Source organism: Pelomonas parva (assembly GCF_043555835.1).
In the GTDB taxonomy this organism is placed as follows: Bacteria; Pseudomonadota; Gammaproteobacteria; order Burkholderiales; family Burkholderiaceae_C; genus Pelomonas; species Pelomonas parva.
Genome location: NZ_JBIGHV010000009.1, coordinates 182,482 through 199,990, shown reverse-complemented (window position 1 = coordinate 199,990; position 17,509 = coordinate 182,482). Strand labels below are relative to the sequence as shown.

14 protein-coding genes and 1 riboswitch are annotated in these 17,509 nt (G+C 66.5%); of the genes, 2 read left to right on the top strand and 12 right to left on the bottom strand.

Annotation, left to right across the window (positions count from 1 at the left end):
* Positions 1-9: 9 nt before the first annotated feature.
* The 7 genes from ACG00Y_RS22755 to ACG00Y_RS22725 all read right to left on the bottom strand — a co-directional run bounded on the left by ACG00Y_RS22755 (position 10) and on the right by ACG00Y_RS22725 (position 7,139).
* Positions 10-1,029 (bottom strand): serine hydrolase domain-containing protein, encoded by a 1,020-nt coding sequence (locus ACG00Y_RS22755; protein WP_394482863.1) that lies wholly within the window; start codon positions 1,027-1,029, stop codon positions 10-12.
* A complete protein-coding gene (locus ACG00Y_RS22750; RefSeq protein ID WP_394482861.1) occupies positions 1,026-1,811 on the bottom strand; it encodes an ABC transporter permease in 786 nt (261 codons plus the stop codon). Before ACG00Y_RS22750 ends, ACG00Y_RS22755 begins: the two co-directional genes overlap by 4 nt.
* The gene (locus ACG00Y_RS22745; protein WP_394482859.1) at positions 1,808-3,901 is read right to left on the bottom strand and encodes an ATP-binding cassette domain-containing protein; all 2,094 of its coding nucleotides are present in this window, start codon (positions 3,899-3,901) and stop codon (positions 1,808-1,810) included. Before ACG00Y_RS22745 ends, ACG00Y_RS22750 begins: the two co-directional genes overlap by 4 nt.
* Before the next feature lie 9 nt (positions 3,902-3,910).
* Positions 3,911-4,579: a hypothetical protein gene (locus ACG00Y_RS22740; RefSeq protein WP_394482857.1), complete on the bottom strand. Its 669-nt coding sequence runs from the start codon at positions 4,577-4,579 to the stop codon at positions 3,911-3,913.
* The gene (locus tag ACG00Y_RS22735; RefSeq protein WP_394482855.1) at positions 4,576-5,454 is read right to left on the bottom strand and encodes an ABC transporter ATP-binding protein; all 879 of its coding nucleotides are present in this window, start codon (positions 5,452-5,454) and stop codon (positions 4,576-4,578) included. Before ACG00Y_RS22735 ends, ACG00Y_RS22740 begins: the two co-directional genes overlap by 4 nt.
* Complete coding sequence (locus ACG00Y_RS22730; protein WP_394482854.1) at positions 5,451-5,795, bottom strand: GntR family transcriptional regulator; 345 nt, start codon at positions 5,793-5,795, stop codon at positions 5,451-5,453. Before ACG00Y_RS22730 ends, ACG00Y_RS22735 begins: the two co-directional genes overlap by 4 nt.
* Positions 5,796-5,936: 141 nt before the next feature.
* The gene (locus ACG00Y_RS22725) at positions 5,937-7,139 is read right to left on the bottom strand and encodes an HD-GYP domain-containing protein (protein ID WP_394482853.1); all 1,203 of its coding nucleotides are present in this window, start codon (positions 7,137-7,139) and stop codon (positions 5,937-5,939) included.
* 85 nt (positions 7,140-7,224) lie between these two features.
* Positions 7,225-7,295, top strand: a riboswitch (S-adenosyl-L-homocysteine riboswitch).
* 18 nt (positions 7,296-7,313) lie between these two features.
* Between ACG00Y_RS22725 and metH the strand changes: the two genes are divergently transcribed.
* Together metH and ACG00Y_RS22715 are read left to right on the top strand one after the other, a co-directional pair.
* Entirely contained in the window at positions 7,314-10,010 is a 2,697-nt protein-coding gene (metH, locus tag ACG00Y_RS22720) for a methionine synthase (RefSeq protein WP_394482851.1), read from the top strand.
* A 118-nt stretch (positions 10,011-10,128) separates the two neighbouring features.
* Positions 10,129-10,695, top strand: coding sequence for an outer membrane lipoprotein (locus ACG00Y_RS22715; protein WP_394482849.1), 567 nt, complete (start codon positions 10,129-10,131; stop codon positions 10,693-10,695).
* A 24-nt stretch (positions 10,696-10,719) separates the two neighbouring features.
* Here the strand turns inward: ACG00Y_RS22715 and ACG00Y_RS22710 are convergent, their stop codons facing one another.
* The 5 genes from ACG00Y_RS22710 to ACG00Y_RS22690 all read right to left on the bottom strand — a co-directional run bounded on the left by ACG00Y_RS22710 (position 10,720) and on the right by ACG00Y_RS22690 (position 17,475).
* Entirely contained in the window at positions 10,720-11,526 is an 807-nt protein-coding gene (locus tag ACG00Y_RS22710) for a D-alanyl-D-alanine carboxypeptidase family protein (protein ID WP_394482847.1), read from the bottom strand.
* Positions 11,527-11,531: 5 nt separating this feature from the next.
* A complete protein-coding gene (locus ACG00Y_RS22705) occupies positions 11,532-12,470 on the bottom strand; it encodes a hypothetical protein (protein WP_394482845.1) in 939 nt (312 codons plus the stop codon).
* Positions 12,471-12,565: 95 nt separating this feature from the next.
* Positions 12,566-13,021, bottom strand: a complete 456-nt coding sequence (locus ACG00Y_RS22700) for a magnesium chelatase subunit ChlI family protein (protein WP_394482843.1) — start codon at positions 13,019-13,021, stop codon at positions 12,566-12,568.
* Positions 13,022-13,915: 894 nt separating this feature from the next.
* Positions 13,916-15,964 carry a hypothetical protein gene (locus ACG00Y_RS22695; RefSeq protein ID WP_394482841.1) on the bottom strand — a complete coding sequence of 683 codons (2,049 nt, stop codon included), beginning with the start codon at positions 15,962-15,964 and terminating at the stop codon, positions 13,916-13,918.
* Between the two features lie 152 nt (positions 15,965-16,116).
* Complete coding sequence (locus ACG00Y_RS22690; protein WP_394482839.1) at positions 16,117-17,475, bottom strand: IS630 family transposase; 1,359 nt, start codon at positions 17,473-17,475, stop codon at positions 16,117-16,119.
* Positions 17,476-17,509: the final 34 nt, after the last annotated feature.

Below are 17,509 nucleotides of genomic sequence, written 5' to 3'. Positions count from 1 at the left end.
CCTCGGCAATCACGAGCGCGCGGGTGGCCGCTGCGCGCTCAGGACCCTGACGACTCGGCTGTGTGCCGCCTCGATCTGCCCCCAGGCGCTCGCGGCGCTGGTGTTGGCGAACAGCACGACGACGGCGTCCAGGTCGCGGTGATGGCGCGCGATGCTCAGGTAGCCCGGCAGCAGGCCGGTGTGCTCGTATACCGAGACGGATGAATAGATGGCCTGCTCGTCCGCCGTCAGCAGCACGCCGTCGCGCAGGGCGCGCAGGAAGACGCCCACGTCCTGAGCCGTCGCGACCATGGAGCCGCCCGGCACCGGGTAGTCCACGGTCTTCAGGTCGCCGGCGTGGGCGGGGTGGTGGCCGCTGACGAGGTTGGCGGCGTCGGCCAGGGTCACTCGCGCGTAGGTGTGCGTCAGCCCTAGCGGCGCCAGCAGCGCCTGCTCGATGTAGCGCTGATGGCTGTGGCCCAGCTTGCGGTCGAGCAGGGCGCCGATGAGCAGGTAGTTGGTGTTCGAGTAGTGATGGCGTGTGCCGGGCTCGAACAGCGCTGGCCGGCCTCGCGCCAGCGCCAGGTAGCCGGCCGGGTCCGGCAGCGGGGCGAACCACGGGAACTGCGGCGCGTCGGTGATGTTGAACAGGCCGCTGCGGTGCTGCAGCAGCTGCTTCAGCGTGATGCGGTCGGCGTTGGCGATGCCCTGCGCGAGGTCGGGCAGGTCATCGGCCAGCGTGCCGTCCAGCGACAGCCGCCGGCCCGCCACCAGCTTGGCGGCCGCAGCCGCGATGTAGAGCTTGCTGATGCTGGCGATCTTGAACAGCGCCTGCGGGTCGCTGGGCATCTGGCTCGCCCGGTCCTTCCAGCCTGCCGCACAGGACTGCGGCGCGCTGCCCTTGCGGTCCACGTAGACGATGAGGCCGTCGAGGCCGTTGCCGACGGATTCGGCCAGGGCATCGGGCAGCGTGGCGGGCGCGGGGCTCAGGTGGGCGCAGCCCGCCAGCGCCGCCAATCCAGCGAGCGTGGTTCGCCGCGTGAGCGTCATCCGCGCCGCTTCAGGCGGTACATGGCGATGCCCCCGCACAGCACCGTGAAGCCCAGCAGCACGGCGAACGCCATCTCCGGCCCGATGTAGCGGAACTTGCTCACGTCACCCGCCGCGAAGACGAGCTGGTTGAGGTGGAACTGGGGCCAGAACGGGGCCTGGAAGTACATGGACTTGGGCAGCGGGAAGAACACGCCCGACAGGTAGAGCCCCGGCAGGTAGAGCAGGTGGGCGTAGGCCGGTGCGGCGCTGCCGCTGGCCAGCGCGCCCACCATCAGGCCCAGCGCGCAAAAGGGGATCGCGCCGGCGATGAGCACGGCGCTCATGGCGGCGAGCTGGCCGGCACTCAACTGGGCCTGGCCGCTGACGGCGGTGACGGCCAGGATGGGCAGGTAGGCGATGGCACCCGTGACGACGCCGGCCACGATCTTGGCCGTGAGCCAGGCACCGGGCGGCGCGGGCTGGGCGCGCTTGAGCGTCAGCAGGCCCAGCTCGCGCTCCAGCGCGATGGACGGGCAGGTGGCGAACACGGCGGCCATGGTCACGGCCATCAGCGAGAAGCCGGCGAACATGAAGCGCGCGGCGTCCGGGTCCTTGGCGGTCTGCTCGCCGGCAACCGCGAAGGCGAACAGCAGGTAGAGCGCCACGGGCAGCACGAACATCGGCAGCGCGAAGGCCGGTGAGCGGATCAGGCGCAGCAGTTCGAGGCGGATCTCGACGGCGTAGGGCGATGCCCGGTGCTTCGGTGTTGCGACGTGCAAGGGGTGAGTCAAGGCGGTCATGCGGCCTCCTGGGTGAGTGCGTTGAATGCGTCGTTGAGCCCAGCCTGCTTCACTTCCAGGCGGGAGAGTCGGGGGTCGGCCGCGAGCAGGCCGCGCACGACGGCCTCGGCATCGGTGGCGACGATGTGCAGCTGCGCCTGGTCGGTGGACACGTCGACGACGCCCGGCCAGCCGCGCACCTCGTTCGCGGCCGTCGTCGTCTCGCAGCGGATGTGCCGGCGCGACACCAGCGCACGCATCTCGGCCACGCTGCCCGAGGCGATGACGCGGCCCTTGCCGAGCACCGCCACGCGCGTCGCCAGCGCCTCGGCTTCTTCGAGGTAGTGCGTCGTCAGCAGGATGGAGCAGCCCTCGCGCAACAGCGCGCGGATGTTGGCCCACATCACTTCACGGGCCTGGATGTCGAGGCCCACGGTGGGCTCGTCCAGGAACAGCACGCGTGGCTGACCGCAGATGGCGATGGCGAACTGCACCTGGCGCTTCTGGCCGCCGGAGAGCTGGCCGTAGGGCCGGTTGGCCAGCGCCGTGACGCCGGCGCGGTCCAGCGCGTCCTTCACGCTCAGCGGGCGTTGGTAGTAGCTGGCGGACAAGGCCACCAGCTCGTGCACCTTGAGGTCTTTCGGCAGCTCGACGTCCTGCATCATGACGCCCAGCCCCTGGCGCCGCGCGATCTCCTGCGGCGAGCCACCGAGCAGCTTGACGATGCCGACGTCGGCGTCGTGCAGGCCCAGCCACAGCGAGATGGCGGTGGATTTGCCGGCGCCGTTGGGCCCCAGCAGCGCGAGCAGCTCGCCGCGCTTGAGTTCCAGGTCGACCGTGGTCAGCGCGTCCAGCTTGCCGTAGCGTTTGGACACGCCGCGCAGCGACGCGACGACCTCGTCGTCCGCCTGCGGTTCAACCGGCGTGGCCACGGCGCGGCGCGGATAGGCCCGGCCGTTGAGCAGCTTGCCGATGACGGTCGAGCGAACGAGCCAGTGGTAGCTCAGCAGCAGGACGGCCAGGCTGGTCAGCACGATGAATGGGAACTTCACGCCCCAGTGCAGCGGCCAGTCGCCCACCCAGACCTGCAGCGCCATGACCAGCGGCAGGTGCACCAGGTAGATCCAGTACGAGGCATCGGCGATGTAGCGCAACGCCGGGCTGTGGCCGGACAGTAAGCGCAGTGCCAGGCCCGTGATCGCGAAGCTCCAGGACCAGGCGGAGGCGACAAAGGACAGCGCGAAGATCAGCTTGGGTTGATCGGGCATGCCGAACGGCGGCTGGGTCTTCAGGATGTAGAGGCACACGGCAGAGGACGCCACGGCCAGTGCCAGGTGCAGCGGCCAGCGTGCGCCCAGCGCCGTCAGCGCGCCCGGCGCGCGATGCACCAGCCAGCCGAACGCGAAGGCCGTGCCGAAGCCCACGGTGGCGGGCAGTTGCGGGATCAGCGACTGGTCCGGCGTGGGGATGCCGACCCAAGGCATCCACATCGGCAGCGACAGCAGGCAGGCCGCCAGCGGCAGGCCCAGCAGCAGCGCGCCGGCCGGCCAGCGCACAGCGCCGGTGACGACGCGGTCCAGCCAGCCACGCAACACCTGGCCCCGGTCCAGCGCCGCGATGGCCGCGCGCACCAGCAGTGCACCGGCATACAGCCACAGCAGCTGGTACAGGAACCACAGGTGGAAGAGCGGCAGCGAGCCGAACTCCTTGGACATCTCGGGTGGCGCGGGCGGTGCGCCGTTGAAGACCTTCTGCATGCCCAGCCCCCACACGAAGATGATGGCGACGAACAGCAGCGGCCAGCCGGCGACCATGGGCACGGCGATGCGCTTGCCGCGGTTGGCCCAGAAGCCGGCGGTGCCGACCTTCTGATGCAGCAGCCGCGCGAAGTAGCCGGCGATGAAGAAGAAGAGCGTCATGCGGAAGCTGTGCGCAACGAAGCCCGCATCGCCCAGGAAGGCGCTGGGCGAGTTGTCGCTCATCGCCCAGAGGCCTTTCGGGATGCCGGGGATGAAGGACATGCTGGCGTGGAAGGCGACGCCCAGCAAAAGGGCAAAGCTCCGCACTGCGTCGAGGGCGTGCAGCCTCTCGCCGTTGGGGTGGTGGGTCATGAACTTTCCTTAGAGGAAATCGCGGCGGCGTGCCGCAAAGAGGAGAGGCAGGGCCAGCGCGATCAGCGTGATGGCCAGTTCGGCTGCGAGCAGCAGCCAGAAGGGCGTGTTCCAGACGGCGTCTGACTTGCCCATGTGAGCGCCGATTTCAGGGATGCGACCGATGCCCATCATGAAGAGGGACACCGACATGTTGGTGAGGACGATGACGCCGCCCATGCCGGCCTCGGAGCTGACGTGCAGCACGGCGCACAGCACCACCGCGAAGTTCATCAGCAGGAAGACGCAGAGCAGCACCGTGTAGGGCAGCAGGCCGTCGGCGATACCGGGCATGACCAGCACCAGCCCCACGGCGCCGGCGCTCAGCGCCGCCCAGGGCAGCAGGAAGCACGCGAGCAGGCCCAGCAGCTTGGCGCGCACATAGTCGGCGGGCGACAGCGGCAGGCTGAGGATGAACAGCAGCGAGCGCTCCTTGCGCTCGGAGGACACGCCGAACAACGCCAACATGACGCCCAACGCGATGATGGCCGTCAGCCAGACGAGGAAACCGATGTTGAAGCCGAACTCGCCGCTGCCTGCCGGCAACAGCGAAGCGAGGCCGGCGCCGGTGACGCCGACGAGCAGCCAGCGGTAGAGATACAGCTCCTTGGCGATGAGCTTGGCGGTGAGCAGGTTCATGGCCGCGCCTCCCGGCTGTGCATCACCGTGGCGACGAAGACTTCTTCCAGGCTCATGCGATGCACTTCCTGCACGGGCGCGCCAAGGCGGGCGAGGAAGTCGTCGCTGAAACCATCGACGGTCAGCGTCACGTTGGGGCCGTCGATGTCGCGGTGGACGATTTCGGGCAGCTGCCAATCAGGTGCGCCGTTAGGCATCCTCAGCCGCAGCGTGCGCCAGCGTTCGAGGAAGTCTTCCTTGTTGTCGGACGCCACGACGCGGCCGCGGTCGATGAAGGTGATGCGATCGGAGATGCGTTCCACATCCAGCGTGTTGTGCGACGAGAACAGGATGGAGCGGCTGTCGTCACGCAGCACGTCCATGAACTCGGTCAGCAGCTCGTGCCGGGCGACCGGGTCCAGCCCCGACGTCGGCTCGTCCAGCACCAGCAGGCGCGGGCGGCGGGCCAGGGCCAGCAGCAGCAAGGCCTTGGCCTGCTCGCCGGTGGACAGGCTCTTGGCCGTCTGCCCCGCATGCAGGCCAAAGCGCTTCAGCAGCTTGGCCGCGTAGGCCGCGTCCCAGCCGGGGTAGATGGAGGCGACGAAGTCCATGTGCCAGGCGAGCGTCGCCTGCGGCAGCAGCTTCATGTCGTCGCTGACGAAGCCCACGTCGGCCTTGGCGGCGGCCTGGTGGCGCGGCATGTCGTGGCCCAGCAGGCGGATGCTGCCGGCGTCGGCCGTGAGCAGGCCCATCAGCAACCGGATGGTGGTGCTCTTGCCGGCGCCGTTGGGGCCCACGAGGCCCATGATCTGGCCGTGGTCCAGGTCCAGGGACACGTCTTCCAGCGTGAAGAAGCGGAACGCCTTGCGCACGCCGTTCATTTCGATGGCCTTCATTCGTCGGCCTCCTGGTTCAGCGCTGCGCGCAGTCGTTGGATCAGTTCGGGCTCGGGCATGGAGAGGGACCGGGCGATCTCGCCGGCAGCGGCGAGGTGGGTATCGAGCTGGGCCAGGCGCATGTCCATGGCCAGGCCTTGTGCGTCCGCCACGAAGGAGCCCTTGCCGTGGCGGGTGACGATGACGCCCTCCGCCTCCAGGTCCAGATAGGCCCGCTTGACGGTGATGACGCTGACCCGCAGGTCCGCCGCCAGCGCCCGGATGGACGGCAGCTCCTGCCCGGCCGGCCAGTCTCCGGCGGCGACGCGCTGGCGGATCTGCTCCACGATCTGGAGGTACATGGGCCTCGCGTCGGTCTGCGAGATGAAAAGACTGCTGTGCATAATGTGTATACACAGAATATCTGCACAGTTCGGCGAATGCAAGTGCCGGAATGAACAAGGGCGACCCGAGGGCCGCCCTTGTCGTGGAATCAGCCGCGCTCAGAGCTTGAGCAGCGCTTCCAGATTGACCCGCAGCTTCAGCTCCGCCGGTGCCAAGCTGGCTGCGATGGCCTGTGCGGCCAGCCGTGTGTCGCGCGGCACCGGGTTGCTCAGCGGGCTGCCGCTCTTGCCGATCAGCGCGGCCACCAGCGGTTCGTTGGCGCTGAAGCCGCGCTTGAAGACGACGCCGATCTCGCCGTTGGCCAGCCGCACGATGCTGCCCGGCGGGTACAGGCCCACGGTCTTGATGAGGGCGGCGCCGGCTTCGTCGGGCTGGCCCAGTTCGTCCAGGAAGACGGCGCGGGCGGCGGCGGCGCCGCTCATCGCCACGCGGCTGCGGCGCGGCGACAGGCGGGCGCCGAAGAGGTCGATGCGGCGCAGCAGCCGCGCCAGCTTCTGACCATCGCCACGCGCGGCCAGCGGGCCGGGGCCGGCGTCGTGGTGCAGGCGGACGGCGGTCAGCCAGGTCGGGTCGGTCACGCCGGCTGCAGCCAGCCGCGCCGCAGCACGGTCGCCGTGGGCGGACAAGGCCTGGCGCTGGGCCGGCGTGGCGGGGTCGGCCTGCGCTGCGAGGCGGTCATGGGCGGCACCGGCGCCGTAGTTCATCGTCATTGCGGCGCCGTGCAGGGATGCGATCAGGGCGGGGTCCAGCTGCAGCTGGCGTGCGACGAGGTCGCACAGCAGCAGCGTCAGCAGCGCATGCCGCGCGCTGTAGTCGCCGAACTCCTGGCTGCTCTCGAACACGTGCAGCATCAGCGTCGCGTCCGGGTGGGCGTGCAGGCGCTTCAGCGCGGCGTCGCGCAACTGGGCCAGGCGGCCGGGGAAGTCGACGGGCTCGGCCTCGCGCAGCAGGCTGTGGGTGTGCAGCAGCAGGTCCGACCAGGCCTCGCGCGGCCCCTGCTCGGCTTTGGGCGCGGCCTGCGCATCCAGGCGAAAGCTGGCGTCCGCCTTGACGATGTCGGACAGCGGCACGTCCTGCATGACCAGCGTGTCCAGCCTGTGGGCCAGCGCGCGCTGGTACTCCACCGTTTCGTCGGCATGCACCCAGGCGCTGCCGTCCACGAGGCTGCGCACCAACGGCGAGTCGCGCAGCACCTGGCCGCGTGCGAACAGCAGCTTGCCGTTGGCGTCGAAGAGGTTGTAGGGCAGCGTCATGCCCAGCCGCAGCGTGCGGGCAGGCAGAGGGATGAGGTCAGAGGCCATGAATGCGCGGATTCTGTAACGGCCAGAGGGGCGAGCAAGTGCTGGTTGAACCACGGCGAAGGGCCGGCTGCGTAGAATTCCCGGCTCATCCGAGGAGCGCTGCGACGGGTTTGACCCGCCAGGCTCGGATCGTTTCCCGAACCGCGCTCATCGTCCCTCTGCACGAGTCCGTCGATGACCACCGCCCCGCCCCCTCTGAAGCTCTCCGGCCTGGAACCCGTCGCCATCGACGCGTCCAGCCTGTTCGTCAACATCGGCGAGCGCACCAACGTCACCGGCTCCAAGGCCTTCGCCCGCATGATCCTCGCGGGGGAGTTCGAGCAGGCGCTGGCAGTGGCCCGCCAGCAGGTCGAGAACGGCGCCCAGGTCATCGACATCAACATGGACGAGGCCATGCTGGACAGCCAGGCGGCCATGGTGCGCTTCCTGAACCTGATCGCCGGCGAGCCCGAGATCGCGCGCGTGCCGATCATGATCGACTCGTCCAAGTGGAGCGTCATCGAGGCCGGCCTGAAGTGCATCCAGGGCAAGGGCATCGTCAACTCCATCTCGCTGAAGGAAGGCGAGGCGGAGTTCAAGCGCCAGGCGAAGCTGGTCAAGCGCTATGGCGCAGCGGCCGTCGTCATGGCCTTCGATGAGCAGGGCCAGGCCGACACCTTCGCGCGCAAGACCGAGATCTGCGAGCGGGCCTATCGCTTCCTCGTCGACGAGGTGGACTTCCCGCCCGAGGACGTCATCTTCGACCCCAACATCTTCGCCATCGCCACCGGCATCGAGGAGCACGACAACTACGCGGTGGACTTCATCGAGGCCACGCGCTGGATCAAGCAGAACCTGCCGGGCGCCAAGGTGTCGGGCGGTGTCAGCAACGTGTCGTTCAGCTTCCGCGGCAACGAGCCCGTGCGCGAGGCCATCCACACCGTGTTCCTGTACCACGCCATCCAGGCGGGCATGGACATGGGCATCGTCAACGCCGGCATGGTGGGCGTGTACGACGACCTCGACGCCGAGCTGCGCGAGCGTGTCGAAGACGTGGTGTTGAACCGCCGCCCTGATGCCGGCGAGCGGCTGATCGAGATCGCCGACCGCGCCAAGAGCGCCGGCAAGGACGACTCGGCCCGCCTGGCCTGGCGCGCGGGCGACGTGAATCAGCGGCTGAGCCACGCGCTGGTGCATGGCATCACCGACTTCATCACCGTCGACACCGAGGAGGCCTGGCAGGCCATCTCGGCCGGTGGCGGCCGGCCGCTGCACGTCATCGAAGGCCCGCTGATGGCCGGCATGAACGTCGTCGGCGACCTGTTCGGCCAGGGCAAGATGTTCCTGCCGCAGGTGGTGAAGAGCGCGCGGGTGATGAAGAGCGCGGTGGCCCATCTGCTGCCCTACATCGAGGAAGAAAAGCGCCTGCTCATCGAAGGCGGCGGCGACGCCAAGCCCAAGGGCAAGATCGTCATGGCGACGGTCAAGGGCGACGTGCATGACATCGGCAAGAACATCGTCACGGTGGTCCTGCAGTGCAACAACTACGAAGTCGTCAACATGGGCGTCATGGTGCCGGCGCGCGACATCCTGCAGAAGGCCAAGGACGAGGGCGCGGACATCATTGGCCTGTCCGGCCTGATCACGCCCAGCCTGGAGGAGATGCAGCACGTCGCCGCCGAGATGCAGCGCGACGAATACTTCTCGTCACGCCACATGCCGCTGCTGATCGGCGGCGCCACGACCAGCCGCGTGCACACCGCCGTGAAGATCTCGCCGCACTACGACGGCCCCGTCGTCTACGTGCCCGACGCGTCACGCGCCGTGGGTGTGTGCACCGAGCTGCTCAGCGACGACCGCGCCGCCGCCTACATCGCCGACCTGAAGGCCGACATGGAGAAGACCCGCCAGCTGCACGCCAACAAGAAGCAGACGCCGCTGGTCACGCTGGCCGCCGCGCGTGCCAACAAGGCACAGCTGGACCTGAGCCGCGTGCCGCCCGCGCCCAAGTTCACCGGCCGCCGCGTGCTCAAGAACCTCGACCTCGCCGAGCTGGCGAAGTACATCGACTGGGGCCCCTACTTCCAGACCTGGGACCTCGCCGGCCCCTACCCGGCCATCCTCGATGACGCCGTCGTCGGCACCGAAGCGCGCAAGGTGTTTGCCGACGCCCAGGCCATGCTGAAGAAGATCATCGACGGCCGCTGGTTGCAGGTGCATGCCGTCTTCGGCCTCTACCCGGCCGCGCGCGTCAACGACGACGACATCGCGATCCGCAGCGAACCGCCCATGATCTGGCACGGCCTGCGCATGCAGAGCGAGCGCCCGGTGGTGGAGGGTGTGAAGCGGCCCAACCGCTGCCTGTCCGACTTTGTCGCCGAGAGTGGCGACCACATCGGCATGTTTGCCGTGACCGCCGGTCTGGGCGTCGACAAGAAGGAGGCGGACTTCCTCGCCGCGCATGACGACTACTCGGCCATCATGCTCAAGGCGCTTGCCGACCGGCTCGCGGAGGCCGCCGCCGAGTGGCTGCACGAGCGCGTGCGCCGCGAGTTCTGGGGCTATGCCGCCGATGAGTCACTGAGCAACGCCGACCTCGTCGCCGAGAAGTACTCTGGCATCCGCCCCGCACCCGGCTACCCGGCCTGCCCGGACCACCTCGCCAAGCGCGACCTGTTCCGCGTGCTCGCACCAGACGAGATCGGCATGGGCCTGACCGACAGCATGGCCATGACGCCGGCTGCCAGCGTCAGCGGCTTCTATCTGGCCCACCCCGACGCGGCCTATTTCAACGTCGGCCGCATCGGTGACGACCAACTGGCCGACTGGGCTGCGCGCTGCAGCTTGACGGAAGCCGAAGCGCGCCGCGCGCTGGCGCCCCTGCTGGGCTAGGGATTTACGAACTGCAGCATCTGCTTACCTGACCGACCGGGCGCTGCGGTTCCGTCCTACAAGGGCGGTCGCGGCGGGCGCGCAAGCTGTGAGTCATCTCAAATAGCTTGGAGACCTTATGTCGACCCCCAGCGTCAGTTCCACCCAGATCGTTGCCGGCGTTGCCGTTGTCGCGGCGCTCCTCGGCGGGGCCTACGCAGTCGGCCGCTCGCAGACCGAACCTGCGGCCGCGCCCATGGCCGAGATCACGCCGGCACCTGCAGCCAAGGTCGCCCTGGCCGAACCGCGCCGCGCGGCGCCGACCGAGCCGGTGCGCGCCCAGCCCGCACCACAGCAGCGCGTGGACCAGCGCTGCAGCAGCTGCGCCCGCGTGACCGCCGTGCGCACCGAGACCCGCGAGGGTGAGGCCACGGCGCTGGGTACCGTCGGCGGTGCCGTCATCGGCGGCCTGTTGGGCAACCAGGTCGGCGGCGGCACGGGCAAGAAGATCGCCACCGTGGGCGGCGCTGTCGCCGGCGGCTATGCCGGCCGCGAGATCGAGAAGCGCCAGCGCAGCACGACGGTCTGGATCATCGAAGCCCGCGAGGGCGACGGCCGCCTGCGCCGCTTCGAGCGCAGCGCCGATCCGGGCCTGCGCGTCGGCGACGAACTGCGCTTAACGGATAACGGGTTCGAACGCCGCTGACCTGAGCTTTTGCTGCGGCGGGGCCTAGGCCAGCTCCGGTCGCTGCGCCGGCTGCAGGTCCGGCCCGCCGCTGTGGCCCGAGGCGCGCCAGCGCGCCGAGGCGCTGGACAGCGTATCGATCCACGTGTTGTCCGCGCTGCCCAGCAGATCGGCGCCGACCGCTTCGCTCAGGTTGACGGGCCACTCCACATGCGGCGCTTCCCATGACAGCGACCGCAGCCCCACCTCGGCCGCCAGCTTCGGCAGGCGCCGCCAGTGCTCGCCCAGAACCCCGGCGTCGCTCCAGGTCCACTGGCCGTTGACGAACAGCACCAGGTCGGCCCCCAGACCGAACTGGTGGAAGGACTGCCAGGGCTTGGCCTTGGTGACGATGCCACCCGGCCGCGTGCGGCCCTGCTCGTACAGCCAGGCCTGCCGCTCGGGCGTGCGGAAGGCCTCGAAAAGCCGGAACGGGCGCCCCTCGGCCGCAGCCTTGGCCAGCAGGTTGACGAGCGCCTCGCGGAACTTCGGATGCAGCTGGGCGGGGTCGCTCAGCCGCGTCTGCGGGTTGGACGGCAGCGGCACCCAGCTGCCGCCGGCCACCGGCGTAGGGGCGGGCGCGACGACCGGCGGCGGGTTGCTCGGCGCGGGGACGCCGTCGACGGCGCGCACATAGTCGGCCCACACATGGCCGGACTGCTGCAGATAGGACACCGGCAGCCAGCCGCCCGCCGCCGCGCCGCTGCCCACGCAGGTCTGCCCGCGGCGCAGCACGGCCAGCACGCTGGCGCCGGTGTGGGGTGCGGCGCGCAGGTTCAGCGCGGTCGCGGTCACTTCATAGGTGCTGGGCATGGTCATCAACCTTTCGCGACAAGTGCTTCGGCCTGCGCCACCTGCTGGCTCAGCGTCGCCAGCGCGGCCGTCAGGCGGGCGGCGGCCGTGCTCGCGGCCTCGGCCGTGTTGCTGCCGGTGCCCAGGTCCTTGATGACGGCGGCGAGCTTGGCGCGGGCTTCCTCGGCCGCCGTCAGCTCCGTGTCGGCCTGGCTGAGGCTGCTGGCCAGCGCGGCTTCGTTGCCGGGTGTGGCCTGCTCGGCGCGCAGCGCGGCGACGCGCTTGCGCAGCTCGTCGAGCTGGGTGTCGATGCGCTTGATTTCTTCGACGGTGGCGTCGGGCAGCTTGGAGGCTCCCGAACCATCGCGCGTGGCCTCGGCGGTGCGGCTGCCGAAATAGAAGCTGACGACCGACGTGACCAGCGTGATGAGCGCCGTGATGATCTGCTTCTCCATGTCGATGACTTCGGCCGACTTGGTCGCGGGCAGGCGGTGCAGGCGCAATTTGGCGCCCTTCTCGTCGACGCTCTCGATGACGGCGGCCAGACCCAGCTTGCGGTAGCGCTCGACCTCGGCCTGCAGCTCGGCCGCGTTGCCGGAGAACGCCGCGCTGCCCATCGGTTGCTCGGCCAGGCCCGTATTGACGGCCAGCGTCTGCAGGCCGAAGACGGCGAACAGCACCATGACGCCGGTGGCCAGCAGCGTGCGCACGGAGCCGGCGGGAAGCCCGAAGGCCTCGGCCGGCGCGGCCAGGCCCAGCCAGCGGAACACCATCGCGATCAGCGCCAGCGACGCGGCCAGGATGACCAGCATGCCGATGAACCAGATCGGGTTCGAGAGCTGCACGCTGTCCTTGCGCGACAGCAGCAACGAGAAGAAGAAGACCACCGTGATGAGGCCGATGGCGACGGTGATGCCGGTAGCGCGCTGGTTCTTTTCAGCGGCGGTGGTGGCGGGTGTCGTCATGGGCGGCTCCTCGGGGCTTGAGTGGCGTGGCTCGCCCGGTCGCGGACGGGGCTGACGAGTATCTGGCCGGCCCCTCCGGCCTGCCATCAACAGTTCTAAGGACCCGGCAGCCCGCGCCGCATCTGGATGGCCTCGGCCATGTGGGCGGTGGCGATCTCGGCCGCGCCGGCCAGGTCGGCCACCGTGCGGGCCACGCGCAGCACGCGATGGAAGCTGCGCGCGGACCAGCCCAGCCGCTCGGCCGAGCGTTCCAGCAGCGCCTTGGCAGCAGGCTCCAGCACGGCATGCGTGGCCAGGTCTTGCGCCTGCAGCAGTGCATTGGCGATGCCCTGGCGTGCCAGCGCCCGCGTGCGCGCCTCGGCCACGCGCTCGGCGACGACGGCGCTGGTCTCGCCGGGTGCCAGGTCTTGCAGCTCGCGCGGCGGGATGACGGCGACCTCGATGACCAGGTCCAGCCGGTCCAGGAAGGGCCCGCTGAGCCGGCCCTGGTAGTGTGGTGATTCAAAGTTCTTGCATTCGCCCATGCCTGCCGACAGCCAGTTGCGCATCATGTTTGCTCTACGAGTTTGGCGGGCAATGCAAAGTTCGTGGGTCTGTGCCTCATCTGGTGCAAATATGCTGACCGGTGAGGCTCGCTTAATCTAGCCGCAAGAAGCACTTCAGTGTGCCGTCAAGGCTTCCGCAGGTCGTTGTACGTCACCGAGATGATTAACTTTCCCCCGTCGTAAACGCGACAACGCGGCGGCTTTGTCGTGTCGCCTGGAAAGAGCGGCGGGCTGCCCAAGTATTGGCCGCTTCCTCTCGCGACCACATCAACGCATGGGCCATTGGCTTGGCCAGATACTGACTCAAACTCAACGCCTGCATAAGACAACGGCGTGGGCTCTAGCCTTGCGCTCAGTTTTGCTAGGCGCGTTCCCGGCAGAGAACAAATACGTTCCTTCGCTACTTGGTTACCGCAAAAAATGATCTTCAATTGAATTTGGCCGTTGCCGATGGAAATCGGGGGTGTAGTGTCTTTGGCCTCTACTTCTCGTATTTCATGCTTCAGAGGATAGCTAAGCTCGTACTTCAGAACTGGCCTGGAGCTCAGACACTCAGCATCGGCGGCTGAACAGGTCTTTGAAAGACCACCTTGAGCCTCTAGGCATATAGGCTTAGAGCCTCGCAGGATTCCTTCTGGTTGGACGCCTACGAAGCCGCTTCTTTCAAGTTCAATAGGCGGCGCTCGCAAGGGTACCCCACCATCGGCTGGAGGCACACACAACCGCGAACTTGTCGTGACGAGTATGCTTTTGCCTTGATCATCGATCCCAAGAACGAGTACGTTGGGTCGTAGCCAGGCACGTATTGGCGAGACCACATGCTCGGCCGCTACAGATACAACAGGACTTAGCAGTGCCGAGGCAAGTAAAAGGTTTCGATGTAAACCCGACCTGCGCATCTCAGTTTCCCCTCGAAGGCTTACGCCAGACCGCCAGTTGCCCTTGAGCGCGGCGGTAAAGCTTGCGAGCTTTGCCCACCTCTTCACGGGCCTTTGCCAAGGACTTCCGGCTTTCGCTCACTGCAAATTTTGCGACGTCTATCTGAGTCTCGAAGAATGCTTGCTGCAGCTTTAGCTGTAGATCAGCAAATCGGGCTGCCAGATTTGTGCCCTCAACCACAAGATTGGCGGCACGCTCATTTACTTCTCGCAAAGCGTTCGTCTGCAGATCAAGCAACTGCCCGTTCAAGTCGGCAATAGCATTGACTGCATTGGTGTAGTCTGGATTCGTGATCATTTGAATCTTTTCGACAACTTGGCACAGGTCGCCTAGGAGATTGCAGGCCTGTTCCATCACCTTTTGCTCGATCTGCTTTGGTGTGTTGGCCAACTGAGCGCTGAGATCGCCGATTCGACGCTGTATATCTGCAATCTCGGCCTGAATACTGCTCAATCTGTTGGCGGTTTCAGAGGATTGCTTATCAACTTCAGCTTTGGCAGCAGCGTAGCCGGTCGAGACAAAGTCCGTCGCGGTCTGCAAAGCGCGGTTTGCTTCCTCAAGACCCTGCTCAGTTAATGCAAGCGCGCCCTCGGCTACCTGAGAGGCTTGCTGCAGGCCTTGTAGGGCTTGGTCAGTCTGATCGGCGAACTTCAGGACTAGGTCCATAAACTCCGCCAGCAGGTCTTTCTTCACCAGCATTCGGTTATATAGACTTCCGACAAAGATGCAGTCCCAGCCCATACTGTTCAGCTTGCCATTGCCATCGTTCTCAGAGTCCTTCTCCCAGATCCAGTTGTCTTTGGTTGTTTTGTCCGTTTCGCTGGGGCACCTCTCAATGATGAGCGCTCGGACTGCGGGGGTTGGGCCTTCTGCGAGCAGTTGATAGAAGGGGTTCCAGCGAGCCCGGCTTGCAATGACCTGCGCTACAGCATTGACATAGGTTGGATCGGTTCCGTCCGCGAGCATTCCTCCTGCGACGCTCTTGATCAATTCCATTGGCTCTGGAATCGAGGGCAAGTTGGCAAGCTTCAGGCCGGGGTTCGCGATTTGCATGCGCAAGAGGACGCGTGCGGCGTCGAGATGAAGAGGAAAATGTTCTTTGTCGGTTGCCGACATAATCAGCAGAGGTGGGAGGCTGCTGATCGCTGGATTTCCCGTGAGCCCTGCCAAGAGCTGCTGTCCGAGCACGCGCGTCTGCGCTTCCCAGGCGGCATAGCGAGCAGGAACCGTGATCAGCGTTGCCTCCGTTACGGCTGAAAAATCCAGCGGGTCAAAAGGGCGCATTGAGCACATGCCTCCTGAGCGGCCGTCAATGACGATGGCGGGGGGCTTCTCATCGGGCGCGCGGTAGCCGATGTCATGAGTGCAAAGAGTTGGCCACTTCACAGGCTTGCAGTCGGTTAGATCGTCCGGCCTGCAAAGTTTGGCGCTATCAATTGACGCGTCGATCCAGTTCAACCAGCGTTGATACGCCGCCGAGTCACCCGTCTCCATTACATAGAGCAGCACGCCGAGTGCCATGTCCGGTGAGAACCCGTTGGCGCACCGATCGCGGAAGTGGTTGCCCGTGAGGGGTGATGCGCTAAAGCAGTGCTGCTCCCACAGAAGGCGGCGCGCAGGGGACCGGAACCATCTCCCGTCTGCTGCCTGAGCTTGCTTAACGCCGGAACACCCTTCGGCTACGCCAGCGGCGCACAGCAACCCGTTGAACAAGGTCTGGTCGCCATCATCGCAAGTTGCCGTAGGGTAGTCACCCACGTCCGCCCCGGCATCAGCGTTCCCCTTGGATGGAAAGGCATCGAAGTGGCCCTGGACACGTGGGCAAAAGTCCGCCTTGTCGCGCCAGACTTTTAGCTGAGCATCCGACAAGGGGAGCCCTGTGTCCTGTATTGGCCAGGTGGGCAGGAGAACCTTCAGATCTGCGGCCCGCGACGCATGTCCAGAAAAAATGGCAATCACGGCAAGGGCGGCAACACTCAGGCGCACCAGGTGACGAGCAGAGATGGTCATGATGGGGCTTGGCGGGAGGGCCAGCGAATGTTGATGCCGATGACCCAATTCTTGCCAGCGGCTATTGGCTTTGCATCCTGAGTGTTGGGGAACCTCGTGCTTAGCGGCCAAGTCGACAATTTGGATGGACAGTTCGCCCAGCTCCGCTCCACCTACCTATAGGCCGGGTCCTTGCAGTTGTTTGATGACGAAAATGTCGAAGGAGTTCGCTCCTTGCCCCAGATCCAGTCGCCTGCTCGTTTGGGGGTCTTCCGGAAATGCTCGTTGCGACTGGAGAAGTACTGGTCAATTGCGGCCTTGGCTTCGTCCAGGGTGCCGTAGTTGCTGTTGTGGATGATCGCCCTGGACATGCCGCTGAAAACGGACTCGATGACGTTCAGGAACTGGGCGGAGGCCGGCAGAGGCACGAGTTCAAGACGTGGTCCGCCTGAGCTCCCGTCGTTGTGCTTGTCGATGAACTTCTTCAGCTGCTTCGAATCGTGCCACGAGGCGGCATCCCAGGACAGGTACAACGTCCTTTTGCCGGCGTAGTCGACTAGCAGCCGCTCGATGAGCTTCACCATCTCCGCTGTGTTCTTCGCGGTGGAGTAGAAGTGGGTCACCTGATTCTTCGACAGCTCCAGCGCAGCCGTGACGATGAGCCGTCCGCGGGACTTCTGCCACTGCGGAACGGTCGGTCGCTGACCTGGTGCGGCGAGAGACCGACCGGGTATCGCTTTGACTGAGAACGGGCCGTACTCGTCGATTGAGAAGAAGCCCTCGTTCGCCTTCAGATGCGAGAGGACGTCTTGAACCTTGTTCAGCTTCTCCTGGTACTGCGGGTCGGTGCTCGTCAGCACGACGCGAGCCGCTCGCCAGCGAAAGCCAGACTTCTCGATCGCCTCCCTCAGGACTGCCCTGCAGGTCGGAAAGCCCCGCTTGGCCATGGCCTCTTGCAGGTCGGCGATCCGCCAGCTGGTCCGATTGAAGCCGGACTGCGACGGCGGCTCGTGCAGCAGCTTGAACAGCTCGTCACGGTAATGGTCTGCGTCGGCCATCCGCGCCCGGACCTTCTGATGGGTCAGAGCCTCGACACCGCCCTGCTCGTACAACAAGCGGCTGCGGATCACTGTATTGGGTGACACGGCCAGATGCTTGGCGATGGCCTTGAGGCCGAAGCCTTCTTCGGTGGCCAGAACCGACAGCATCCGTTTGCGTGCGGCGGCACCGTGCCGCGAGAGCTCGACGCCGAAGGGTGGGCATGCAAGCTCGTCTTGCTCCAGCGAATACAGCCATTGCGCCCACTGCAGAAGTTCCCGATCACCTCGAGCCAGACCCGTATAGGGGATGACAGTGGAGAACAGGGAAACCCGCCTGCCGGGATCTCTTTTGGGCCTGGGCCGTTGGGTCAACATCTCCCGCGTCGCCTCTACGGTCAGCGATTCCTGCATGGCGACCATCTCGATGGGCTTCCCCTCGAAAAGCACCTTGCGTCGAATCCGGCGCCATTGGATGACATCGCAGCTGATCATGCCGAGCCCTCGTGCGCTTAACCAATTTAGGCGT